The 21,631-nt window shown below is 61.8% G+C and carries 24 protein-coding genes; 12 read left to right on the forward strand and 12 right to left on the reverse strand.

Annotation, left to right across the window (positions count from 1 at the left end; all coding sequences use genetic code 11):
* Positions 1-11 precede the first annotated feature (11 nt).
* Positions 12-845 carry an SDR family NAD(P)-dependent oxidoreductase gene (locus UP06_RS15470; RefSeq protein ID WP_045003593.1) on the forward strand — a complete coding sequence of 278 codons (834 nt, stop codon included), beginning with the start codon at positions 12-14 and terminating at the stop codon, positions 843-845.
* Positions 846-1,047: 202 nt separating this feature from the next.
* Here the strand turns inward: UP06_RS15470 and UP06_RS15475 are convergent, their stop codons facing one another.
* Positions 1,048-1,854, reverse strand: a complete 807-nt coding sequence (locus UP06_RS15475) for a lytic murein transglycosylase (protein WP_045003594.1) — start codon at positions 1,852-1,854, stop codon at positions 1,048-1,050.
* A 154-nt stretch (positions 1,855-2,008) separates the two neighbouring features.
* On the opposite strand from UP06_RS15475, the gene UP06_RS15480 reads away from it, so the two are divergent.
* Both UP06_RS15480 and UP06_RS15485 read left to right on the forward strand, forming a co-directional pair.
* On the forward strand, positions 2,009-2,944 hold the full coding sequence (locus UP06_RS15480) for an OmpA family protein (RefSeq protein ID WP_502691555.1): 936 nt from the start codon (positions 2,009-2,011) through the stop codon (positions 2,942-2,944).
* A gap of 546 nt (positions 2,945-3,490) precedes the next feature.
* Positions 3,491-3,727: a hypothetical protein gene (locus UP06_RS15485; protein ID WP_045003598.1), complete on the forward strand. Its 237-nt coding sequence runs from the start codon at positions 3,491-3,493 to the stop codon at positions 3,725-3,727.
* A gap of 18 nt (positions 3,728-3,745) precedes the next feature.
* Here the strand turns inward: UP06_RS15485 and UP06_RS15490 are convergent, their stop codons facing one another.
* Complete coding sequence (locus UP06_RS15490; RefSeq protein WP_502691563.1) at positions 3,746-4,126, reverse strand: thiol-disulfide oxidoreductase DCC family protein; 381 nt, start codon at positions 4,124-4,126, stop codon at positions 3,746-3,748.
* A 112-nt stretch (positions 4,127-4,238) separates the two neighbouring features.
* Here UP06_RS15490 and UP06_RS15495 point away from each other — a divergent pair, with 112 nt between their 5' ends.
* The gene (locus UP06_RS15495) at positions 4,239-6,359 is read left to right on the forward strand and encodes a GNAT family N-acetyltransferase (RefSeq protein WP_082081440.1); all 2,121 of its coding nucleotides are present in this window, start codon (positions 4,239-4,241) and stop codon (positions 6,357-6,359) included.
* Positions 6,352-6,819 carry a DUF365 domain-containing protein gene (locus tag UP06_RS42675; protein WP_156162992.1) on the forward strand — a complete coding sequence of 156 codons (468 nt, stop codon included), beginning with the start codon at positions 6,352-6,354 and terminating at the stop codon, positions 6,817-6,819. Before UP06_RS15495 ends, UP06_RS42675 begins: the two co-directional genes overlap by 8 nt.
* 95 nt (positions 6,820-6,914) lie before the next feature.
* Here UP06_RS42675 and rpoD read toward each other — a convergent pair whose 3' ends face one another.
* Both rpoD and dnaG read right to left on the reverse strand, forming a co-directional pair.
* Positions 6,915-9,056: an RNA polymerase sigma factor RpoD gene (rpoD, locus tag UP06_RS15500; protein WP_045003600.1), complete on the reverse strand. Its 2,142-nt coding sequence runs from the start codon at positions 9,054-9,056 to the stop codon at positions 6,915-6,917.
* 378 nt (positions 9,057-9,434) lie between these two features.
* A complete protein-coding gene (dnaG, locus tag UP06_RS15505) occupies positions 9,435-11,453 on the reverse strand; it encodes a DNA primase (protein WP_045003601.1) in 2,019 nt (672 codons plus the stop codon).
* Between the two features lie 159 nt (positions 11,454-11,612).
* Here dnaG and UP06_RS15510 point away from each other — a divergent pair, with 159 nt between their 5' ends.
* From UP06_RS15510 to UP06_RS15520, 3 genes are all read left to right on the forward strand, one after another.
* Positions 11,613-11,930, forward strand: coding sequence for a BrnT family toxin (locus tag UP06_RS15510; RefSeq protein WP_045003603.1), 318 nt, complete (start codon positions 11,613-11,615; stop codon positions 11,928-11,930).
* A 19-nt stretch (positions 11,931-11,949) separates the two neighbouring features.
* Positions 11,950-12,189 (forward strand): BrnA antitoxin family protein, encoded by a 240-nt coding sequence (locus tag UP06_RS15515; RefSeq protein ID WP_245305488.1) that lies wholly within the window; start codon positions 11,950-11,952, stop codon positions 12,187-12,189.
* Between the two features lie 70 nt (positions 12,190-12,259).
* The gene (locus UP06_RS15520) at positions 12,260-12,823 is read left to right on the forward strand and encodes a chlorite dismutase family protein (RefSeq protein WP_045003607.1); all 564 of its coding nucleotides are present in this window, start codon (positions 12,260-12,262) and stop codon (positions 12,821-12,823) included.
* Here the strand turns inward: UP06_RS15520 and UP06_RS15525 are convergent.
* The 3 genes from UP06_RS15525 to UP06_RS15535 are packed head-to-tail and all read right to left on the reverse strand — an operon-like array spanning position 12,820 to position 14,992.
* Positions 12,820-13,218: a gamma-glutamylcyclotransferase family protein gene (locus UP06_RS15525; RefSeq protein WP_045003609.1), complete on the reverse strand. Its 399-nt coding sequence runs from the start codon at positions 13,216-13,218 to the stop codon at positions 12,820-12,822. The genes UP06_RS15520 and UP06_RS15525 overlap by 4 nt on opposite strands.
* A gap of 46 nt (positions 13,219-13,264) precedes the next feature.
* Complete coding sequence (locus tag UP06_RS15530) at positions 13,265-14,080, reverse strand: transglutaminase-like domain-containing protein (RefSeq protein WP_045003611.1); 816 nt, start codon at positions 14,078-14,080, stop codon at positions 13,265-13,267.
* Positions 14,081-14,992: a transglutaminase family protein gene (locus tag UP06_RS15535; RefSeq protein ID WP_045003613.1), complete on the reverse strand. Its 912-nt coding sequence runs from the start codon at positions 14,990-14,992 to the stop codon at positions 14,081-14,083.
* A gap of 92 nt (positions 14,993-15,084) precedes the next feature.
* On the opposite strand from UP06_RS15535, the gene UP06_RS15540 reads away from it, so the two are divergent.
* Entirely contained in the window at positions 15,085-15,891 is an 807-nt protein-coding gene (locus tag UP06_RS15540) for an N-formylglutamate amidohydrolase (RefSeq protein ID WP_045003616.1), read from the forward strand.
* On the opposite strand, the gene UP06_RS15545 is transcribed toward UP06_RS15540, so the two are convergent.
* From UP06_RS15545 to UP06_RS15560, 4 genes are all read right to left on the reverse strand, one after another.
* Positions 15,888-16,871, reverse strand: coding sequence for a DUF3592 domain-containing protein (locus tag UP06_RS15545; RefSeq protein ID WP_050031706.1), 984 nt, complete (start codon positions 16,869-16,871; stop codon positions 15,888-15,890). The two genes, UP06_RS15540 and UP06_RS15545, sit on opposite strands and share 4 nt — an antisense overlap.
* Before the next feature lie 82 nt (positions 16,872-16,953).
* Entirely contained in the window at positions 16,954-17,571 is a 618-nt protein-coding gene (locus UP06_RS15550) for a LysE family translocator (protein ID WP_045004201.1), read from the reverse strand.
* 50 nt (positions 17,572-17,621) lie between these two features.
* Positions 17,622-18,167, reverse strand: a complete 546-nt coding sequence (locus UP06_RS15555; protein WP_045003617.1) for a hypothetical protein — start codon at positions 18,165-18,167, stop codon at positions 17,622-17,624.
* Positions 18,168-18,169: 2 nt separating this feature from the next.
* A complete protein-coding gene (locus UP06_RS15560; RefSeq protein ID WP_245305489.1) occupies positions 18,170-19,510 on the reverse strand; it encodes an LVIVD repeat-containing protein in 1,341 nt (446 codons plus the stop codon).
* A 221-nt stretch (positions 19,511-19,731) separates the two neighbouring features.
* Between UP06_RS15560 and UP06_RS15565 the strand changes: the two genes are divergently transcribed.
* The 3 genes from UP06_RS15565 to UP06_RS15575 are packed head-to-tail and all read left to right on the forward strand — an operon-like array spanning position 19,732 to position 21,018.
* Entirely contained in the window at positions 19,732-20,046 is a 315-nt protein-coding gene (locus tag UP06_RS15565; RefSeq protein ID WP_045003620.1) for an ArsR/SmtB family transcription factor, read from the forward strand.
* Positions 20,039-20,509: an SRPBCC family protein gene (locus UP06_RS15570; RefSeq protein ID WP_045003621.1), complete on the forward strand. Its 471-nt coding sequence runs from the start codon at positions 20,039-20,041 to the stop codon at positions 20,507-20,509. Before UP06_RS15565 ends, UP06_RS15570 begins: the two co-directional genes overlap by 8 nt.
* Complete coding sequence (locus UP06_RS15575) at positions 20,506-21,018, forward strand: SRPBCC family protein (protein ID WP_045003622.1); 513 nt, start codon at positions 20,506-20,508, stop codon at positions 21,016-21,018. Before UP06_RS15570 ends, UP06_RS15575 begins: the two co-directional genes overlap by 4 nt.
* A gap of 18 nt (positions 21,019-21,036) precedes the next feature.
* Here UP06_RS15575 and UP06_RS42090 read toward each other — a convergent pair whose 3' ends face one another.
* Positions 21,037-21,246: a hypothetical protein gene (locus UP06_RS42090; RefSeq protein ID WP_502691243.1), complete on the reverse strand. Its 210-nt coding sequence runs from the start codon at positions 21,244-21,246 to the stop codon at positions 21,037-21,039.
* Positions 21,247-21,631: the final 385 nt, after the last annotated feature.

The raw sequence follows: 21,631 nt of genomic DNA on the forward strand, positions 1-21,631 counted from the left end.
CGGGAGGCATCATGACTGTGATTCGCGGCGCCGCGGCCATCACCGGAGCGGCCAGCGGCATCGGCCGCGCGCTCGCAATCGAACTGGCCCAGCTCGGCTGCGACCTCGCGCTTGCCGATCGCGACGAGGCCGGACTGAAGACTCTCGCCGCAGAGATCGGAGCTGCGCGCAAAGTCAGCGTGCATCGCGTCGATGTCAGCGAGCCCGGTGACATCGCCCGGTTCGCGACCGATGCGATCGCGGCGCATCCCTCGCTCAACATCCTCGTCAACAATGCCGGCGTGGCGCTGCTCGGCCAGTTCGAGGAGATCGACCAGACGCAGATGGACTGGCTGTTCGACATCAATTTCTGGGGCGTGGTGCACGGCACGCGCGCCTTCCTGCCGCACCTGAAGACGCAGGCAGAGGCGCACATCGTCAACCTCTCCTCGATCTTCGGCATCATCGCGCCGCCGGGTCAGGCAGCCTATGCGGCGGCCAAATTCGCGGTGCGCGGCTTCTCCGAGAGCGTGCGGCACGAGCTTGCGGTCGCGGGAAGTCCGGTGAAGCTGTCGGTCGTGCATCCCGGCGGCGTCGCCACCTCCATCGCGCGCAGTTCCCGCACCGGGATCGGCGTGACCGACAATGCCCGTCGCGCGCAGATGATCGATCGGTTCGAGAACGCGGCGAAGACCACGCCGAAGGACGCTGCGCTGCGCATCATCAAGGGCATCGAGAAGAACCAGCCGCGCATCCTGATCGGCAACGACGCCCGCTTCATGGACCTGTTGCAGCGCTTCCGCCCGGGGACATATTGGGCGCCGCTACAGCGCCGGCTGGAGAAGATGGCGAAGGGGACGAAGTGAGCGTGGGTGGGTGAGTGAGTGAAGCAGCGCGCCTCACTCTCCGTGGTCGTCCCGGCGAAGGCCGGGACCCATAACCACCGAACTCGGTTTGGCGAAGACTCGCAGTTCGGTACTCCCACCGTCCGCAACCGATAGATTCCGCGGTATGGGTCCCGGCCTTCGCCGGGACGACGCCGGAAAACCATTCGCCCTCCTCAACGCCTCACTGCCCCGCCAACCGATCCGCAAAATACCCGATCGTCTTGCGATAGATCACCGCCCTGTTCCACTCCCGCATGGCATCGAAATTGGCGGTGCCTTCGCCGTAAGGCTGGCCCATCTTGAAGCCGTTGGTGTGGAGCAGGTTCGCGGTCGAGGCGAGCACGTCGGGGACGCTGTGGCGGAGGTCGACGTGGCCATCGCCGTCGAAATCGACACCGTATTTGATATAGGACGACGGCAGGAACTGGGTCTGGCCGATTTCGCCGGCATAGGCGCCGATGAGGTCGCGCAGCGGCAGGTCGCCGCGCTGCACGATCTTGAGCGCGGCGAGCAGCTCACCCTGGAACAGCTCGGTGCGGCGGCAGTCATGCGCCAGCGTCGCGAGCGTGCGGATCACCGGCAGCTTGCCGATGTCGCCCTTGCCGAAATCGCTCTCCAGGCCCCAGATCGCGACCAGGATCTGCCGGGGCACGCCGAACTGCTGCTCGATGCGCGAGAGCAGCGCCGCATGGCGCTGGAGCAGCGCGCGGCCGCCATTGATGCGGCCCGGGCCGACGCGGGTCGAGACATATTGCTCAAAGCTCTTGTTGAAGGTGTAGCGCTGGCGCCGGTCGAAGGCGAGCACGGCGCCGTCCTCGGTAATGCCGCTGAAAGCCGCACTGGTCGTGCTCGCCGAAACGCCGGCGGCCTGCGCCTCCGAGGTCACGCTGGCGACAAAGCTGTTGAAGTCGCCGCCGCAACGCGCGGCCTCGGCTTGGCCGCCGGCCAGACAAACGACGAACGCGGTGGCGAGCGCGAATCTCAACATGTGGGGAAATCCTCAAATCTTGCGCGAAACAGCGCGCGATCATGCCCGGGAACCGGAGTCGCGTCAAAGCGGCAAATCCCCGCCAGAACCGATCGCTGCGTGCGCGCGACTAAAGATTTGCGCTCGCCCCCATCCCCAACTGTTCGAGATGACCATGCCCATTCCGTATCGAATGATCGCTGTCCTCGCTTTGCTCTCCTTTCACGCCATCACGACCGCCTCAGCACAGACGCGCGATGTCGCAGGCGCCCGCGACTATTCCGGCATCGGCCGCTTCACCGGCAGCGTCGTCACCGGCTATGTGGTGAAAGATTTTGACGCGGCGCGGATGCAAGCCGCCGCCTTCAAGGACGGCCAGCCCACCGACGCGCGGCGGCTCGAGGGCCGCATCATCCGCATCGCCTACCGCACCAATCCCGGCCCGTCGATCCTGGAAGTCTCCCGCAATTTTGAAACGCAGCTTGCCAAGGCCGGCTTCGAGACCTTGCTCGCCTGCGACACCGACGCCTGCGGCGCCATTCCGTTCACGGAAGCGATCGACACGCTGCCGGTCCCGCAGATGTGGGTCGACGGCTTCAACTACCGCTATTTTTCCGGCCGCAAGACCGAGGGCGGGCGCGAGACCTATGCCAGCGTCCTCGTCAGCCAGAACAACCAGGAGATCTATGCGCAGGTCACCGTCGCGGAGCTGGGCGCAATCGAAAACAAGATGGTCGATGCCGCCGCGATGGCCAAGGGGCTTGGCGAGACCGGCCACATCGCGCTCTACGGCATCTATTTCGACACCGACAAGGCGATGCTCAAGCCGGAGAGCCGCCCGACGCTGGAGCAGATCGCAAAGCTGCTCACCAGCCAGCCCCAGCTCAACGTCTTCATCGTCGGCCACACCGACAGCCAGGGCGCCTATGAGTACAATCTCGATCTGTCGAAGCGTCGCGCTGAAGCTGTCGCAGCCGAACTCGTGAAGAGTTTTCGGATCGCGCAAGCACGGTTGCGCACCGCCGGCGTCGGCTTGCTGGCACCCGTCGGCTCGAATGCGACGGACGCCGGACGCGCGCTCAACCGGCGGGTCGAGCTGGTGGCACCGTGAGGGCGGCGCGCACGCGCAACGTGACGTGCACATCGCAAAGCTGGAACTCATCTGCATGCACTAGATGAGACCTTCTGCACGCGCGCCGATGCACATCAACACGCATACGCGCGATGCGAGCGAACTCTCGCTGCATTGCGAGAGCAGAGAAAATGAACAAATGTTTCAGCTATCCAAGCATCTGCTTCGGGAGCACGCTGGAACCCGCGATGACCTTTGGCGCATATCAGACGCGCTCGCTGCGAGACCAACGCCGCCTCGATTTATCTTGCCACCTTATGGCGCAAGTTATAGTCTTCTATCCTAAGTTGTTGCCCTGCCAGCCCCGGGCGACACTGAAGACCAAAAATAAACGGCGGGCTTTTCGGCCCGCCGTTTATTGAGGCAAGGGTCCGATCTAAAGGTCGCATCGACCATACGAGGCGCCTGACGTGGCGATCGGGCGAACGGATTTCGTCTAGCAGTCGTGCAAAAAGCCCCTCAAACCGGCGCTGGCAGCTGCCAAAGTCATTTGACTATGGCGTCCTGATCGACGAAAAGCCCGCCATGGCCAAAAAACCTGGAACCAATCCCAAAGGCGAATTCGCCTTTTTCAACGTCTTCTACGAAGACGGCTCACAACGCTCCAACCGGCGCGTGCCTTCGGAATTGCTCGGAGGCCTCGACGGCGATGAGCCTGCCCGTGCCTTCATCATGGAGCAGGACCGCGAGATCGCCGAAAAATCCGGCCGCCCGCCGCTGGAGATCAAGAACCTCGACCGGGTCGGCGCGAAGAAGAAATAGGCCGACATAGGCAGGCGCTCACCAGCGCCCGCTCCGCTTGTTCCAGGCAAACAGCAGATCCGCAAACCGGTCATAGAAGAAGCGCGTGAACGGCAATGCCACGCGATTGCCGAACAGCGCCGCAAGCCACCGCTCCCCCGGCGTCAACCGCCACAGCGCGATCGCAACATCCGCACCGACGGTAAGCCGACCGGCCTCATCGGTCGCGTGCAGGCGGCGCCTGATGTCGTCGACCGAGGCGCCGAAGTGCGCCAGTGCATCCGGCTGCTCGTTGATGTCCCTGAACTCGACCGTGCCCGCGCGCACCAGCGCCAGCAGCTTGTTGCGTTGCCAGTCGATGCCGGCGTCGCAGACGGGGCAGCGGGTGTTGTACCAGACGGTGAGGTAGGCCGGCATCATCGAAGCATAGATGCCGACCCTCGCGACGTCGAGGCTGGAGCCATCCACCTAGAATTCCTTGCCAACCAATAGAAGAGAGGAGATAAACACATCAACGCAAGGTAGCACCTTTATGGCCAAGCACTTTTTCATTCGACGAGATTATTCAGATATCGCTCCCTTCTTAGATTCTATTAGCGCGCAAGCAGACAGTGAGCGCGATGCGCTGGGCTTCTTGCCACAACCGGCGTATGCGGAAGCCGCTCGACAGCGCAAACTAATACTTTTAGTCGTGCAAGACGGAGACGAGACTTCTTATGCGGGTCATCTACTTTTCGGTGGAATTTTCCCGATCCTGCGTGTTCGACAAATTGCTGTAGCCCCGCATTATAGACGACACCAGCACGCAAGCACCTTGCTTAGAACGCTTGTCGCTCAAGGCGAACATGAAGGCTATTTGAATATAGTTGCGAACGTTGCCACAGACTTGACGGGCGCGAATTCGTTCTACGAAAAACACGGCTTCATTTCCTCTCGCCTGAAGGCTGGCGGCAAAACTCGAAATAGAAAAATCAATGTACGGATATTTCAGTTGGATACACCGAGTCTGATCTCCTACATGGTAGATTTCAAGGTGGTGAATAACGTCGAGATGCTCCCGCGGAAGAGGTCTCCCGAAATCCCCATTTATGCGATCGACCTCAACGTGTTCTTTGATGCCGTGAAGGATCGAGCGCGTTCGCAGGATGCGATTGCTGTATTTGAAGCTGCATTCAAGCATCAGATCAGAATTGCAGCCAGTCACGAACTTTTCGCTGAACTCAAACGAAAGTCGAACGATCCGACCAATGATCCAATTCTGTCATTGGCGAAGACAATTCCTACGCTGCCCGTGCAGGATAAATCAAAAATCGAAGGTTTGAAGCTTCACATTGGCTCCCTCGTCTTCCCCGAGAGGTCGGCCGCAGGAAACCTAAAACCGACGGACGAGTCAGACATCGCGCATTTGGCCCACGCTGTGGCAGCAGGCGTTTCCGGCTACATAACAAGCGATGCGAAGGTTCTGGCAGCTCGCGACCGTCTAATGAAGAATTTCAGCTTAGACGTGATTGGCCTGTCAGAATTCGTCCACCTTCTTGACTTGCCTAACGAGGCAGCGCCCGCAGCATCTAAGTCGACGAAGAGCTTTCGTATCCAGGCGCCCACCATCGAAGAAGTGACCACGTTTCTCAAACGTGAGGGCGTCTCTCTTGAAGGACACATCAATGTTTCTAGATGCCGACGTTCTGCGGTTTTCGATAATCAGGGCTTGGTTGGGGTCAGCCTCTTGGATCCAGCTCCGGCTTTAGAGCGACCAACCCACAGCGTCGTCTGCGTTCATCAAGAACATCCGTTTTCGTCCACAATTGCAGACTTTCTCATCTCCGAACAAGTACAACACTGTTCAACAAGAGGAGCGTGCAGCCTACTCTTAATGGACATTTCGTCCCAGCCAATCACACGAAGAATCGCGTTGGGGCAGGGTTTTCAGCAGGCACACGGGCAATCAGGTCTCTTCAAAGTTGCGCTAGGTGGCCCCATTACCAACACAACGTGGAGCAATGCCAGATTAGTCATCGAGCGCCTTTCCGGCATGACCGTTCAGGAGAAGTGCCCTAGATATGACAAACCGGAAGTGACCGTTTTAATAAACAACACGCCGAAAACGATGGGGCTTTTCGAACTCGAAACCCTTCTATCCCCAGCCCTGCTAGCTCTGCCCCAACGCAAAGCGGTCGTGGCTCCAATTACCCCTGCCTTTGCCGCTGACCTCCTCGGCACCGACGCTCAGTATACGTTTTTGGATGTCCCCGAGGCGCAATTCTTGTCCCGCCGGACTTATTTCAACACAGTCAGAGCTGCACGTGCTATGATTCGAGGATCAGTTATAGCGTTCTACGAATCCTCGAGAGGCGGCAAGGGACGCGGGGCGATTGTTGCTCTGGGACGGATTGTGGACGTGACTTCGATCCCCGCGAACAACGCGCCCGAACTTCTTCAGCGAGGTGGCGTCGTCGTCGACATTGAAGCCTTGACAAAGTCCGATAGGATTCTTGCAACAACTTTTGACAACCTCGTCATACTGAACAAACCTGTCTCATTTAAAAAATTGCGAGAGCTAGGTTGCGTCAGTGGAGCGAACTTTGTGTCTGCGACGCCGATAACGGCCAAACAGTTAGCTTCAATTGTTGACGCCGGCTTTTCCGATGACTGATGTGAACGAAATTTTGATCTCGCTGAAGCCACGACATGCAGAGAGCATTTTTGGCGGAGCAAAGACAGTTGAGCTAAGAAAGAGGCGCCTCAACGTAGAGCCTGGATCCCGCGTTTGGATTTATGCAACGGCTCCGACAGCGGCAATTCGAGGTTACGCACGCCTAGACCGAATAGAGGTCGCTCCACCGTCGCAACTCTGGAAGAAGGTGGGGTGCAAGACCGGAGTATCACGAGAGGAATTCGAGACATACTTTCGGGGGTGTAAGGTCGCTTATGGCTTGGTTCTGGCGGACGTAATGGAAATGGAAGCAGCGTTACCACTCGCCAAAATTCGAGAGACAATCGACGACTTTCATCCCCCCCAATTCTATTGCCACCTGAATGGCGCAAGAAGATCGATGCGCCTTTCGCGTCGCAAGTATAGGCCGATAGAAAAGCAGATGAACCTCTTTGGCTGAACGCTTCCGGTAGGCACAAACAAAACGGCGGGCTTTTGGCCCGCCGCTTGCGTTTGGATGGGCTCGTCCGGGTCGAGTCCGGACGTGACGCTAGATCAATTATCCAAGAAACTCCGCAGCTTCCGCGACCGCGACGGATGCTTCAGCTTCCGCAGTGCCTTCGCTTCGATCTGGCGAATACGTTCGCGCGTCACGCTGAACTGCTGGCCGACTTCTTCCAGCGTGTGGTCGGTGTTCATGCCGATGCCGAAGCGCATGCGCAGCACGCGCTCTTCGCGCGGGGTGAGGGACGCCAGCACGCGCGTGGTGGTCTCGCGCAGGTTCGACTGGATGGCGGCGTCGATCGGCAGGATCGCGTTCTTGTCCTCGATGAAATCGCCGAGGTGCGAATCCTCTTCGTCACCGACGGGCGTCTCCAGCGACAGCGGCTCCTTGGCGATCTTGAGGACCTTGCGGACCTTCTCCAAGGGCATGCCGAGCTTCTCGGCGAGCTCTTCCGGGGTCGGCTCGCGGCCGATCTCGTTGAGCATCTGACGCGAGGTGCGCACGATCTTGTTGATCGTCTCGATCATGTGCACGGGGATGCGGATGGTGCGCGCCTGGTCGGCGATCGAGCGGGTGATCGCCTGCCGGATCCACCACGTTGCGTAGGTCGAGAACTTGTAGCCGCGGCGATACTCGAACTTGTCGACCGCCTTCATCAGGCCGATGTTGCCTTCCTGGATCAGGTCGAGGAATTGCAGGCCGCGGTTGGTGTATTTCTTGGCGATCGAGATCACGAGACGGAGGTTGGCTTCCACCATCTCCTTCTTGGCCTGACGGGCTTCGCGCTCGCCCTTCTGCACGGAGTGCACGATCTTGCGGAACTCGACGATCTCAAGGCCGGTCAGCGCAGCGAGCTGATGCACCTCGTGGCGGAGGTCCTTGATGCGGTCCTTCTCGTGATGGACGAAATTCTTCCAGCCCTTGGCCGAAAGCTTCGAGACACGGTTGAGCCAGCGCGGATCGAGCTCCGAGCCGGTGTAGTTGCGCAGGAAGTCTTCGCGCGCGACACCGTGGCTGTCGGCAAGGCGCATCAGGCGGCCCTCATGCGAGACGAGGCGCTTGTTGATGTCGTAGAGCTGCTCAACGAGTGAATCGATACGGGCCTGGTTCAGGCGCAGCGACTTCACCTCGACGATGATTTCGTCCTTCAGCTTCTTGTACTTGCGCTCCTGGTGCGGCGAGAGCGACTCGTTCTGGAGCTGGTTCTGGATGTCCTGCTCCTGAAGCTTGCGCAGCTTCTTGTAGCTGTCGGCGATCTTGTCGAAGATCTCGACGACCTTCGGCTTGAGCTCGGCCTCGATGGCCGCAAGCGACATCTGGTTCTCGAACTCGTCGTCGTCCATGTCGGACTCGGCGGCGGACTCGGCCGGATCCTTTTCCTCGCCGGCCTCAGTGCCGCCAGCAGGCACGGCACGGAACGGGGTCGGCGACGGCGGTGCTGCGGGCGGCGCGACATGCGCCGGCGCGCCCACGGCCGCAGCAGCCTGGCCGCCTTCGGCCGACGCTTCGCCGTTCTCGCCGTTGGGACCGGCAATCATGGCGGTGTTCATGCCGGCCTTGGCATCGGGGCCGGCATAGGTCGCTTCGAGATCGATGATGTCGCGAAGGAAGATCTTTCCTTCGTTCAATTCGTCGCGCCAGATGATGATGGCCTGGAAGGTCAGCGGGCTTTCGCAGAGGCCCGCGATCATCGCCTCGCGGCCGGCCTCGATACGCTTGGCGATCGCGATTTCGCCCTCGCGCGACAGCAACTCGACGGTGCCCATCTCGCGCAGATACATACGCACGGGATCGTCGGTGCGCTCGCCGGGTTCGCTCTTCTTGACCTCGGTGACGGCCTTTTGCGTGACTTCGACGAGCTCGTTATCGGTCTCGTCCTCGCCGCCCTCGTCCTTTTCCTCCTCGTCGCCGCTATCATCGGCTTCGGTGACGTTGATGCCCATGTCCGAGAGCATGGACATGATGTCCTCGATCTGCTCGGGCGAGGTCTGGTCGGACGGCAAAACTTCGTTGAGCTGATCGAAGGTCACGAAGCCGCGCTTCTTGGCCTGCTTGATCATCTTCTTCACTGCCGCATCGGACAGATCGAGCAACGGCGACGGCGCGTCCTGGGAGTCCTTCTCCGGCGCGTCCGCTGCCTTGTCGTCTTTTTCCTTGTCCTTCGCCTGCAGCGTCTTTGCCTTGGTGGCCATCCATTGCTCCTAAACGCGCTTCATGCAGAAGGCTCACTGGCCCGCCCGCGTGAAATCACTTGAACCTGTTGCTCGACGCTCTCGCTTCGTCAGATCGCGACACGGAAAGGGCGGCGCGCACATCTCTCGCCACCCCGACCTTTCTCTCGCCGGATTTGCCTAACGCTTCGTGAGCCTCTTTGTCGCAGCGGATGCAGGTGAAGTGCCAACAGATATTGCGCGGATTCATTCCTGACGCGTCTGTTCTGCCTGCGGCCGCCTGGGGGCCAAAGTGCTACAAGACCGTTAAGCCTCGATTAACCCTGTTTTTGCCGCCAAACCTTGGATTTGGCGAGTCTTTTAGCGGTTCCGACCCCGGCCGTCCGCATGATTCTTTCATCACACGCTCTTCTGGAATCGGCCCGACAGCTCGCCAAAACCCTCGATCAGGGCCTCGGTGCCGTCGACCTCGGCCAGTCGGGCCTTGATGTCACGCAGCCACGCCATATTGGCCTCGCTGGGGTCCTCCCCCAAGGCCAGCTCGGCGTCTTTCAACTCTCTAAGTAGTGAATGGTACTGCCGATGCAAGGCAACGAGCTGGTGCCAGGTGGAGAGAACATCGTCCCGGGCTGCGCCCTCGCGGGCGCCCCACACTGCCGCGGTCGTGATACCGCCCTCAACCCTTTGAAGAAGCTGTAAAAATCCCCCTTTCTCGATGTCGGATCGCATCTTCTCGGCCTGCTCGCCGGGGTCCGGCGAGTGGTGATGATCGTTGGCGAAAGCCGCGATGATCCCGGCCCTGAGCTTGTGGGCCTCGGGGTGGGCGAACTCCAGGGCAGCCACCTCCTCGAGGTGATCATCCAGCAGCCAGGGGTGGTTGATCAGGCTTTGCAGGATCAGGGCCTCGCGCCGGGAAATGGCGCTGCGCTGCCCCCGCATGATCGGACTTGATGCCAGTTGCGGGCTGGCCGCCTGGTAAGGGCCGGAGGGGAGCTGGATCGGCCCCGGCGCACCGCGGCGGCCTCCACCAAACCCCTGGCCGCCGAATCGATTCGGCTGCCCCCCGCCCCTCGGCTGGAATTGGCGCCCGGCCTGACCAGGACGGAAATTGCCGCGGCCGGCAAAGCCGCCGCGCCCGCTATCGGGGGCAAAGGCGCGCAGAAGCCGCTCGGCGAGATCCTGGCGATAATAGCGCCGGACCACCTCGTCGCGAATGCCGTTGGAGAGCTCCTTGATGCGCGCCTCCAGCGCGGCGCGGCGCTCGGGGGTGGCAAAGTTGCCGCCTTCGAGCTCGCGCGACCAGATCATGTCGGCGAGCGGACGTGCCGCCGCGATCACCTCCTCGATCGCGCCACGGCCGCCGGAGCGCGCGAGATCGTCGGGGTCCTGCCCTTCCGGCAGCAGTGCGAAGCGCAGGCTTTTTCCGGGTGCGAGAAACGGCAGCGCGAGATCGGCGGCGCGATACGCCGCCTTCTGTCCGGCGCGGTCGCCGTCAAAGCAGAGGATCGGCTCGTCCGCCATCTTCCAGAGCAGCGCGAGCTGGTTTTCGGTGAGCGCAGTGCCGAGCGGTGCGACGCTGCCTGCAAAACCCGCGGTGACCATGGCGATGACGTCGACATAGCCTTCGACCACGATCAGCGCGCTGCCGTCATGGGTGGCCTTGCGCGCCGTCTGGTGGTTGTAGAGATTGTCGCCCTTGTGGAAGAGCGGCGTCTCCGGCGAGTTCAGGTACTTGGCCGGAACGTCCTTCTCCAGCGCACGTCCGCCGAAGGCGATGACGCGGCCACGCAGATCCGTAATCGGAAACATCACGCGATCGCGGAAGCGATCGTAGGGCACCGGGATATCGTTGCCGGCAACGAGCAGCCCGGTCTCGATCATGTCCTCGACGGAAACGCCGAGCTTGCCGAGATGCTCCTTCAGCGCGAAGCGCTCGGGCGGCGGTGGCGCGTAACCGAGCCGGAACTGCAATTGCGTCGCCGGCGAGATCGCGCGGTCGGCAAGATAGCCGCGCGCCTTGGCGCCGACGCGCGAGGCCAGAGTCTCTGCGAAGAACTTTGCCGCAAGCTCCATGACGTCATGCAGCGTGCGACGCCGCTGCTCATGCCGCGCCGCATCCGGCGTCACCGCCGGCAGCGGCAGGCCCGCCATGTTGGCAAGCCGCTCGACCGCCTCGGCGAACGGCAGGCCATCGGTCTCCATCACGAAGTTGATGATGTCGCCGTGCTTGCCGGAGGAGAAGTCGTGATAAAAACCCTTCTGGTCGTTGACGTAGAAGGACGGCGTCTTCTCCTGCTGGAACGGCGACAGCCCTTTCCACTCCCGCCCCGCCTTCTTCAGCTTGACGCGCTTGCCCACGACTTCGGAGACCGAAAGCCGGGCACGCAGCTCGTCGAGGAATTGGGGCGTGAAGCGCATGGCGCAATGGAACTCTGTCAGCTCGGCCGCTTGAAGCGCCCACCCCAGAAAGGCGAACCCTTGCCTTGCTTCAATGGCTTATTTAATGTTCCTGATATGTTCAGTCCATATCCACAGGCTTGATATTTCAAAAATACGATTGTATATACAGAGAAACTGATGCCGGATTTCAGCTCTCTCGCGCCTGCCGGGTTTGAATGGGACGAGGAGAAGAACCGGGCTAATCTGGTCAAACACGGCATCAGCTTCAACGACGCCAGTCAGATTTTCGAAGGACCCGTCATCGTCAAGCGATCAGATCGTAACGACGAGGAGCGGTGGATCGCGGTCGGAGGGTTCAACGACCGAATTCTGACGGTGATTTTTACGCGACGAGACAGAGCGATCCGCATCATTTCAGCGCGACGTCCGAGGCCAGATGAAAAAAGAGCATATCGTGAAGCGTCGATGGGGCGATCGTCGCAAGGGAAACACTGATTGGGCCCGTGTCGATGCGATGACGGACGAGGAGTTGGAAGCCTCGATCGCAAATGATCCCGACTGGGCAGAGTTCAAGGACATCGATTGGTCGGACGCCGTGCTCGTGATGCCCCCCAGGAAAAAAGCCATCTCCATCCGGCTCGACGAGGACGTGCTCGCTTTCTTCAAGCGCGAGGGTGAGGGCTATCAGCGGCGCATGAATGCGGTGCTGCGCTCCTACATGCAGCAGAAGTCGAAGCCAAAGAAGCGGGCCTAATCCGGGCGAAATCTTCGGAGGCTCATGACAGAGACCTTGAACCCAGCCCGGTTCCACGCTTCCATGGGCCATGTTCAGGACGTTTCGGGGTGGCCAGAGCGGGGGCTGGCGCGTGACCTCGGTTTCGCCCGTGACGGGCGAGCCCCTGCCTTTCATGCCGGCGCTGTCGGTGATCGACGGCAATGCCGTCTCGTTGCCACTGGTGCCCTCGCGCAATGCGTGGCGGCTGGTGGGCGCCCCGAGCTCGCTTCGCTACACCGAGCGCGCCGAGAAGCAGCAGCTCACCGCGGCGCAGGCCGGGCTCGGCCGGCTCGAGGCCACCTGCGCGGCGCTGATCCCGATCCGCAAGTCGCAGGCCTGGTGGGAGCTGACCCAGGAGGAGCGGCGCAGGATCTTTGAGGACAAGTCGCACCACATCGCCAGCAGCCTGCGCTTCCTGCCCGCGATCGCGCGGCAGCTCTATCACTGCCGCGATCTCGGCGAGCCCTTCGATTTCCTGACCTGGTTCGAGTTCGCGCCCGCGCATGCCTCGCTGTTCGAGGAGCTGGTGGCGATGCTGCGACGGACCGAAGAGTGGACTTACGTCGAGCGCGAGGTCGATGTCCGCGTGGTCAAGGAAGTGCTGTCGGCTTAGTGCTCCAGGAAGCGGCCCGACTCGATGATGGGCATATCAGTGACTGGCCAGTTGTAAATGTAGGTCCAGGCCTTCTCGATGGCGCCATCCGCACGCGTCACGTCGATCAGCTTGCGCAGATATTCGGTCGGCTCCGGAAAGCCTTCGCCGCAGGCCTCGTACATGTCGAGCTCGCTCAGCAGTTCGTCGGGCGTGCGCGGGTGAAACAGCTCGCCATGGACGAGATCGGACGGCGCGTCCGACAGCAGCAATCCCGGATAATGCTTCACCAGCACGAGCCTGCCGCGACAGGTCGCGTCACCCAAAAAATCCGCATGGCCCGCGAGCAGCCGCGCCATCGGATGGTCGAAGCCGCGCATCAGGGTGCCGTAGACGAAGAGACGATCGGAGGTCATGGAGGTGTCTATAGCTGCGAATTTTGCGGAGCGACAGCGCTACAACTCACCCCGCCTTCGCCACCTCGTCGCTCACCACCTCGAACTTCTTCAACTCCATCCGGCCAAAGCTGGTCGACAGCGCGACGTCGGCGGCGTCGCGGCCCGTTCCCATCAGGATGCGGCCGCTGCGGGGGACGTTGTGGCGGGCGTCGAAGGTGAACCATTTGCCGGAGAGCCAGACCTGAAACCATCCGGAAAAATCCATCGGAGATGGATCCGGCGGAATGCCGATGTCGCCCATATAGCCGGTGCAGTAGCGCGCGGGGATGCCCATGCAGCGGCAGAAGGTCAACGCGAGATGCGCGAAGTCGCGGCAGACGCCGGTCTTCTGCTCGTAGACGTCGTGCGCCGACTTCATGTGATGGGCATGCTCGTAGCCGAACGTGACGTGCTTATGCACGAACTCGGTGATCGCGCAGACTCGCTTCCAGCCCGGCTCCGTCTTGGCGAACAGCGACCAGGCGATGTCAGTGAGCTTGTCGGTCTCGCAATAGCGGCTCGGCATCAAATAGAGCATCAATTCGTTCGGCAATTGCTCGATCGGGAGTTGCTGCGCGCCCGGCATCACCTCGTCCGGCAGGCCGGTGTCACGCACCCGCGCGCGGCCCTTCAGCGTCACGCCGCCGGCCGGCGCGACGAGGCGACCGCACACATTACCAAAACCGTCGTGATAGAAGCGGATGGGAACGTCGGGCTCCGCGACCACCGTCTCCTTGCCGATGATGTCGGCCTGCCGCGAGGGGTGGATGTTGAGCATGATCACCATTGGTGTCGGCTGCGCTGCCGCGTAGGTGATCTCGAAGCCGACCTTGATCTCCATCTACAAAACCTCTGCCTCCATCTCCTGGTCGCTGTCCTGGTCGTCCGAGACCACCTTGATATTCACGTCCATGGCCTCGAAGGCATCCCCGGGGCCGATATAGACGCCGTACAGCGGGATCGCCTGGCGCGGATCGCGGGCGACCGCGACACGGATCAGGTCGCGGGTGCCGACGATGCCGTTGGTCGGATCGAACTCGATCCAGCCCGCGCTCGGCAAATAGACCTGCACCCAGGCGTGCGTCGAGCCACCGCCGACGTGATGTTCCTCGATATCCTCTGGCACGAAGATGTAGCCGGAGACGAATCGCGCCGCGAAGCCGAGATGGCGCAACGCTTCGATCATAAACAGCGCATAGTCCCGACAAGTTCCCGTGCCCGACTGCAAAGTGTCGAGCGGATGCTGCGTGCCCGGCTCATGGCGCTTGCGGTATTTGAACTGCTCGCGGATACCGTGGGTGATGCCGCTGAGGATCTTGAAGGTCGGCGACGGCGAGTCTTCATCGAGGAAGCCGCGCGCCCACTCCGCGATCTCGTCGTCGGGATCGGCATATTGCGGCGTGATGTACTGGACGAGATCCGGAAACTCCTCGTCGTCATAGACGAAGGGATAGAAAAAGGCGGGATCGTCCGGCGTCAGCGCGAACTCCTCCACCGGATTGTGTTCGACGGTGACGTGCCAGTCGAAGGTCAGCGTGTCCGCACGCTCGTCGAAAGTCGCGATCGCGACCGAATTGCCGAACACGTCGTGGATCCAGCGCAGCGACATCGGCGTCGGCGAGATATCGAGCTGAGAGTCGAGCACGCGCAGATCATGCCCGTCGCGCGGACGCAGCATGATCCTGTGCTCGCCGAACGCCACCGGGCGGTTGTAACGATATTCGGTCTTGTGATGAATCGTCAGTAGCGGCATCGTCGGGCGATCATGGTCATTTTGGACAGGGCAATCTATACCGATTCCTGCCCAATTTCCGGGGGTGACTGCTTTTTCCATAGGCAATCAGGATGGCTTTAGACATAGCTGAGGCGGCCGATCAACTCCTCGGCGAGGGCGACATGCCGCCAGTGCATGAGATGAATGCAGGGGGAGCATCGCCCTTCCTGCTCACCTCGGATCATTACGGGCGGGTGCTGCCGCACGCGCTCGGCGATCTCGGCGTCGCCGAGAGCGAGCTGACGCGACACATCGCCTGGGATATCGGCATTGCCGGTGTCGCCGAGCAGCTCTCAGAGCTGCTCAATGCTCATCTGGTCGCGCAGCGCTATTCGCGGCTGGTGATCGACTGCAACCGCCCGCCCGGCGCGGTGAGCTCGATCCCGGTGATGTCCGAGGCAACGTCGGTCCCGCGCAACGAGGGGATTTCGGAGCAGGAGCGTGAGGCACGACGGCGTGAGATTTTCGAGCCTTATCACCACCGCATCGATGCCGTGATCGACGACCGCGTGCATGCGAAGCGGCCAACGGTGCTGGTGTCGCTGCACAGTTTTACGCCGGTCTATGCCGGCGTCGCGCGACCCTGGCACATCGGCGCGCTCTACAACCGCGACACGGTGCTGCCGCGGCTCCTCCTGAAACACCTGCGCGCCGAGAGCGACCTCGTCGTCGGCGACAACGAGCCCTATGCGGTGAGCGACCTCACCGACTACACCATCCCCCTGCACGGCGAGGCGCGCGGCCTGATCAACACCGGCATCGAGATCCGCCAGGATTTGATCGGCGATCAATCCGGCCAGCAGCAATGGGCGGAACGGCTGGCGCGGATTTTTGCTGAGATCGAGGGGGAGTTGCGGGCGGAGAGGTTGGTCGACTAACCGCCGCGCGTCGCGACGAACAACGCCAGCGCGGCGAAGATCGCGGCGATGCCCCACAACACGTAGGCAATGCGGCCGCCGCCCCGCGCGTCGAGCGTGGCCTCAGCCGGATTGTCCGGATTGACGTGAACCTCAACGCTGGCGCCATCCTGATAGCGCGACATCAGCTTCTCCAGCATCTTGTTGGAGGCCGACGGTGTACCGGCTGCCACTCGCGCGCATTCATTGGTGTAGCGGATGTTCTGATAGCTGTAGGTATAGGTCACGCGCTTGCCGAACATCTCGACGCCCCGGCTTCCGCCGGGCTCGCTCGCCTCGTGATATTCCTCCATCTCCGACAGCTTGATCGTACCCGGCACCACCGGCCAGCGCGTCGCCATCGACGTCTGCCGCCGCACGGCGAAGCCCATCAGTCCAATAACGAGGCCGAAGACGCCGAAGCCGACGACGAGCCCTGCCAGATCGGGCCGCGCGATGTGATGCGCGAGATAGGCGTAGCTCTGGTTGAGACCGAAGGCCGAGCCTAAAATGATAGCAACTACGATTGCCGTGCCGATGCCAAGGCAGCCCCACAGGCCCTTCGGCAGATCGCGCTCCAGCACGGCCTGATCGGGATGGCGCGGATTGTAGTAGACGGTGACAATGCTGCCGGCGGGATATTTCGCGAGCTGCTCGGCCACCTGGAAATTGCCGAGGTCCTCGCCGATCGAGATGCGGTTGCAGCGAAGCTTCCGGTTGGCGACCGAATATTCGTAGGTCACGTTCGCAAAATTGCGGCTCTCGAGGCGATAGCCCTCCTCGCGCTCGTTATCGGACACCCTGACCTCGCGCACCTCGGCGACTGAGGTGACCACCTTGCCTTGTGCTTGCGGCCAGCTCCGCGCCTCGCGCGCTTGCCAGGTCTTCACGATGGCCGCAATCAGGATGAGTCCGAGCGGTGCGAGCAGCATCGCATAGACGAACCAGGGCAAATCGGGCACGGCAAATCCTTCGTCAGCGGCAATGCCCGGTTGGACGCATCGCCACCAAGAAAGGTTCAACCCGAAGCGACGTGAAAGCGGGCTATTTCGCCCGGATCAACGCCAGCCAGATGCCGCCGCCGATCATGAAGCCACCGGACACGCGTGACACCATGCGGGTGCGGCGCGCCGAGAAAAAGCCGCGGACCTGTCCGGCAAGCAGCGCGTAGATTCCGTCCGTCAAGCCGGCAAGCACCATGAAGGTGATTCCGAGCACCAGGACCTGCGACAGGTGATCCTTGCTCATATCCATGAATTGCGGAATGAACGCGCCGAAGAACACCAGCAGCTTCGGGTTCGACAACGCCACGACAAAGCCCTGTAAAAGGAAGCCACCACGAGGGGGAGGCGGTGGCGCGTCGGTATCGACGCCCTCAACCGGAGAGCGGATCAGCTTGATGCCGAGCCAGACCAGATAGGCCGCGCCCGCAAAGCGCACCCAGTTGAACCAATAGCCCATCGTCGCCATGAGCGTGGTGAGGCCCACTGCAAGTATGCCAATCACGATCAACAGCCCCAGCTGCACGCCGAGAATGTTGGTCAGCGCCGCGCGCGTGCCGTGGCGCAGGCCGTTGGCGATGACAAGGGTCACGATCGGCCCCGGCAGCAGCGCGAGTGCGATGCAGGCGGCGACGAAGGCGAGATAGGCTTGCATGGACATCATGGTGAGGACTCGAGCTGGGGGCGTTTGCTTGTATTAATGCATGACACTCAGTGGCCGTCCAGCGCCGCAGCCACCCACGTTTCCATCTCCTCCGCCTCCAGAAACGCGAGCGCCGCATGCTGCATCGCGCTGGCGTCGCCACGCCCCTGCGCCGCCGCGACGAAGAGATCGCAGCGCCGTGAGACGGCAATGCCGATCGCGGCGTGGCTCACGCTGTCATCAATGGCGAGATCATACCGTCGCGCGCGACCGCGCATCTCACCGATATGCACCACCTCACCCGGGGCAGTCGCAGTAAACCGCGGGGTGATCAGATCGATATCGGCAACGCGATCGACCTCGTCGTCATCTGCAACGCCGCTGTCGCAATTGCAGAAGCCTCGCTTGGCGCGGACGTAGAGCTCGACGCCGTCGCAGCCACCGCCTTCGCAGCGAAACGCGCGGCCCGCCGGCCAGCCGTCGCGCGAGAACGGCCAGGCGATCTCGCGCCAATGCGCTGATGCTTGCCCAAGCGGCGGCGCAAGCTGATACGCGCCGACGCCGGACGCGCCTAGCGCCGCTAGGACGAGCGCGATGGTCACCGTGCGCCGCATCGTCAGTTCTTCGGCAGGCCGGCGACGACGCGTGCCGGCCCGGTCAGCTCCAAAACGTGCAGGCCGGTGTTGGCGCGATCGACGATGTAGATATACCCGCGGTCATCGGTCTCGACATTGTTGGTCTGGATCGCGACCTTGCAGCGCTCGCCACCCTCGACCGGAATGCAGCGCTTGTCGGTCGCCTGCGTGATCGCTGGGATGAAATAGCCGACTTCCTTCGGGTGATAGGGATCGCGGATGTCGAGCGCGCGCACCCCGGCATTGAAGAAGGCGATGAAGGCCATCTTCTTGTAATAGACCGGCGCCATGCTCTCGTTCGCCGAATGCGAGCCGAAGCGGCCGCCGCGCTGGCAGAACTGCCCGCTCGCCTCCGGCACGGTGTAGCTCGAGATCATCATCGGCCGCGCCTCGGTGGTGACGTCGGCGAACCACACCATCTGCCGCGCCTCGCCGCATTCGTTGAGGATCGCCTCGTCCACGATCATGACGATGTCGCGGGTCTTGCCGTCCTTGTCCTCGGCGAACTCGGCGACCGGCATGTCGAGCATCGGGAACGTCGTGTGGGCACCGTTGAACGCGGACATCGGCATCCGCGAGATCTCGGGATAACGCAGATTGTCCGGCGTCGGCTCCTTGCCGCCGTTCAAAAGCTTTTCGCGATCGACGATCTGGAGGATGCCGCCCTTGTTGGTGCCGTAGCCGAAATAGACGCGGTTGCCGGTGGGCCCGGTCGAGATCGGTCCGTGCAGCTCGGTCGGCACCGCGCCGGTCGAACCGGGCTCCTGACCCGGCAGGCCGAAATCCCTGATCTTCTGCGGATGGGCGGGATCGCTGAGATCATAGATCTGCGTCATGCGGCGGGTGCGCCAGTCCGGCGCGCCCGAAACGAGATAAGCAATGCCGGTGTCGCACTCCCACCAGCTCTTGTGTGTGTCCTTCAAGCCGCCAAGGCGGGTGATGAGCACGGGGCTCGCAGGATCAGCGACATTCCAGATCTCATGCGCCTCACTGCCGAAAGTGCGCAGCATATAGACCGCATTCGGATCGCCCTTCGGCAATGACTTGCCGTCGCAGACGCGCACCATCTGCGCGCCGCCGGATTCATATTTGCCTTCCTGCCCCGGCAGGTGCCGCAGATATTTGGGATGCGCGGGGTCGGTGACATCGACGATCGAAGTTCCGTTCGGCTCCGCCTGCCCCGTCATCGGATTGACGGGCGCGGGCACGTCATCGGTGCCGCCGTGGTGACCGATATAGGCGATCCAGCGATTGCCCTGATGATGGATGGTCGGCTGATAGGCGCTGCGCGCCTGGAGATCGTTGCTGCCGACCAGCTTCATGTTGGAAGCTTCCGACGGCGCGCCGATCGTTTGCTTCTGCGCGTGAACGAGAGTGCTGCTAGCGAAAAGGACGAGGCAAGCAGCAGTTAAGACGCAACGGAACATTAGAGCCCTCCCGGAACCAATCTGCGTTGGCTGAGCTTCAAGGCTAACACAACCAATTGTGGGCGCCAAAGACACCATCTTGACATGCAACCATTTAGTTGCCTATTATCACTGCCATGGATGAGGTCTTCAAAGCGCTCGCCGACGCGTCACGACGGTCGCTGCTAGACAGCCTTCACGCCAAAAACGGCCAGACGCTGAACGAACTCTGCGAGGGCCTCGCGATGACGCGCCAGGCCGTGACAAAGCACCTTGTCATTCTGGAAGAGGCCAATTTGGTCACGACCATCAGGCATGGCCGCGAGAAGCTGCACTATCTCAACCCGGTGCCGATCCATCAGATCGGCGAGCGCTGGATCAAGAAATTCGAGCGCGGCAAGCTCGCCGCACTCAGCGAGTTGAAACGCCAGTTGGAGAAGCGCGATGAGTAAGCCCCAATTCGTCTACGTCACCTACATCGAGACCACCCCGGAAAAGCTATGGGAGGCGCTGACATCGAGCGCGTTCACAAAGCAATACTGGTTCGGCGCCGAAGTCAGGTCCGACTGGAAGGTGGGCTCCCCCTTCGCGCTATTGCTGGACGGCGAGACCACCGATTCGGGCGAGATCCTCGAGGCGGATCCGCCGCGGCGGCTGTCCTACAGCTTCAAGCATCAGAAGTTCGAAGAGCTCCGCGGAGAGCCGATCTCGCGCGTCGTCTTCACGCTCGAATCCTTCGGCTCGCTCACGCGGCTGACGGTGCTGCATGACGGCTTCGTCGAGGGCGGCAAATATCTCGGCGCCGTCTCCAACGGCTGGCCCGCGATCCTGTCCGGGCTCAAGAGCCTGCTGGAGAGAGGCCAGGTGCTCGCCATTCCGCGCGCCGCGCTCAACAAGGGATTTGACGCGAAATGAATCTCGATCAGTTCAAGCCGCTCACGGTCTATACGATTTACATCGCCTCCACGCCCGAGAAGGTTTGGGAGGCACTGACCTCGGCCGAGTTCAGCCGAAAGTTTTTCTCCGGCTTTGCGGTGGAGATGGAGCCAAAACTCGGCGGCACTTTCATCGTGCGCGCGCCTGATGGTTCCGAGCACATCTCCGGCGAAGTCTTCGAATACGATCCGCCGACGAAGCTGACGGTGACATGGAACGTCAACTGGCCCGACCTCGTCGCCAAGCTCGGCACCACACTCGTGACCTACGAGATCGAGCCTGCCGGCGAGGCCGTCCGCCTCACCATGAGCGAGCGCCACGACCGCGCGCTCAGCGACGACATCCTCTCCGGCGGCCGCACCGGCTGGCCCGCGATCCTGTCGGGACTGAAGAGTTTGCTGGAGACGGGAAAGGCGCCGCAGATCAAGATGGCTCCGCCGGCGCAGATGCTTGCGGCATTGAAGGCGATGGGAATCAAGACGCCGTAGCGGCCGCAATCTGCGCCCTCATCGCTTCTTCGTTACCAGCGGCGGATGAATCTCGTCGATCTTGCGACGGCAATCCCCTTCCGAGCCGTGCGGGCCCGAGACAAAGGTACCGCTGACCCTGATCGCGTACCAGCCTGACTCCACGCCGAGCCGGAGCGCTTCGTCTGTCTTGACGTGCCGTGGGGAGAGAGCTTGCATCAGCTGCTTTCGGTTGGCGTTCGATCTCATATCGAATCGCGCTGGAATCTTTCAAGCATCCGCAGCACGAGCCTGCCGCATCCGACTCAACCGCCGTAACGGGCAACATGCGCAACGATCGCCGTTGCGACGTCGTGATGATTCGGCTCCGCGGGTGTGAGGAATGAGTGGCTTCGCGTCGCGCGCGTGTCGTCGTGTGCGCAGAGACGACCGCTCTTTCCGACATTGGCGCACCGTGCGCGCAATAACTGCAATTAGCTACCGTTTTCTCGCACGCTCCATCCTTTTGAAGCGCGAAATCGCTTTCGATCGAATAAGACCGTCGAAGCCTTGTGTTCGACCGCTTCGTAGCCGTTGCGTCCGGCTCCCCTCTTACGCCACCTGCACCACCAACCCGTCGATAAAGATGCCACGC

The organism is Bradyrhizobium sp. LTSP857, from assembly GCF_000938285.1.
Lineage (GTDB): Bacteria > Pseudomonadota > Alphaproteobacteria > Rhizobiales > Xanthobacteraceae > Bradyrhizobium.

What these genes read in the sequence shown, in the direction of transcription:
- UP06_RS15470 (WP_045003593.1), top strand. Translation starts at nt 12, where the DNA reads ATGACTGTGATTCGCGGCGCCGCGGCCATCACCGGAGCGGCCAGCGGC.
- UP06_RS15475 (WP_045003594.1), bottom strand. Translation starts at nt 1,854, where the DNA reads ATGTTGAGATTCGCGCTCGCCACCGCGTTCGTCGTTTGTCTGGCCGGC.
- UP06_RS15480 (WP_502691555.1), top strand. Translation starts at nt 2,009, where the DNA reads ATGCCCATTCCGTATCGAATGATCGCTGTCCTCGCTTTGCTCTCCTTT.
- UP06_RS15485 (WP_045003598.1), top strand. Translation starts at nt 3,491, where the DNA reads ATGGCCAAAAAACCTGGAACCAATCCCAAAGGCGAATTCGCCTTTTTC.
- UP06_RS15490 (WP_502691563.1), bottom strand. Translation starts at nt 4,126, where the DNA reads ATGATGCCGGCCTACCTCACCGTCTGGTACAACACCCGCTGCCCCGTC.
- UP06_RS15495 (WP_082081440.1), top strand. Translation starts at nt 4,239, where the DNA reads ATGGCCAAGCACTTTTTCATTCGACGAGATTATTCAGATATCGCTCCC.
- UP06_RS42675 (WP_156162992.1), top strand. Translation starts at nt 6,352, where the DNA reads ATGACTGATGTGAACGAAATTTTGATCTCGCTGAAGCCACGACATGCA.
- rpoD (WP_045003600.1), bottom strand. Translation starts at nt 9,056, where the DNA reads ATGGCCACCAAGGCAAAGACGCTGCAGGCGAAGGACAAGGAAAAAGAC.
- dnaG (WP_045003601.1), bottom strand. Translation starts at nt 11,453, where the DNA reads ATGCGCTTCACGCCCCAATTCCTCGACGAGCTGCGTGCCCGGCTTTCG.
- UP06_RS15510 (WP_045003603.1), top strand. Translation starts at nt 11,613, where the DNA reads ATGCCGGATTTCAGCTCTCTCGCGCCTGCCGGGTTTGAATGGGACGAG.
- UP06_RS15515 (WP_245305488.1), top strand. Translation starts at nt 11,950, where the DNA reads ATGACGGACGAGGAGTTGGAAGCCTCGATCGCAAATGATCCCGACTGG.
- UP06_RS15520 (WP_045003607.1), top strand. Translation starts at nt 12,260, where the DNA reads ATGTTCAGGACGTTTCGGGGTGGCCAGAGCGGGGGCTGGCGCGTGACC.
- UP06_RS15525 (WP_045003609.1), bottom strand. Translation starts at nt 13,218, where the DNA reads ATGACCTCCGATCGTCTCTTCGTCTACGGCACCCTGATGCGCGGCTTC.
- UP06_RS15530 (WP_045003611.1), bottom strand. Translation starts at nt 14,080, where the DNA reads ATGGAGATCAAGGTCGGCTTCGAGATCACCTACGCGGCAGCGCAGCCG.
- UP06_RS15535 (WP_045003613.1), bottom strand. Translation starts at nt 14,992, where the DNA reads ATGCCGCTACTGACGATTCATCACAAGACCGAATATCGTTACAACCGC.
- UP06_RS15540 (WP_045003616.1), top strand. Translation starts at nt 15,085, where the DNA reads ATGGCTTTAGACATAGCTGAGGCGGCCGATCAACTCCTCGGCGAGGGC.
- UP06_RS15550 (WP_045004201.1), bottom strand. Translation starts at nt 17,571, where the DNA reads ATGTCCATGCAAGCCTATCTCGCCTTCGTCGCCGCCTGCATCGCACTC.
- UP06_RS15555 (WP_045003617.1), bottom strand. Translation starts at nt 18,167, where the DNA reads ATGCGGCGCACGGTGACCATCGCGCTCGTCCTAGCGGCGCTAGGCGCG.
- UP06_RS15560 (WP_245305489.1), bottom strand. Translation starts at nt 19,510, where the DNA reads ATGAAGCTGGTCGGCAGCAACGATCTCCAGGCGCGCAGCGCCTATCAG.
- UP06_RS15565 (WP_045003620.1), top strand. Translation starts at nt 19,732, where the DNA reads ATGGATGAGGTCTTCAAAGCGCTCGCCGACGCGTCACGACGGTCGCTG.
- UP06_RS15570 (WP_045003621.1), top strand. Translation starts at nt 20,039, where the DNA reads ATGAGTAAGCCCCAATTCGTCTACGTCACCTACATCGAGACCACCCCG.
- UP06_RS15575 (WP_045003622.1), top strand. Translation starts at nt 20,506, where the DNA reads ATGAATCTCGATCAGTTCAAGCCGCTCACGGTCTATACGATTTACATC.
- UP06_RS42090 (WP_502691243.1), bottom strand. Translation starts at nt 21,246, where the DNA reads ATGAGATCGAACGCCAACCGAAAGCAGCTGATGCAAGCTCTCTCCCCA.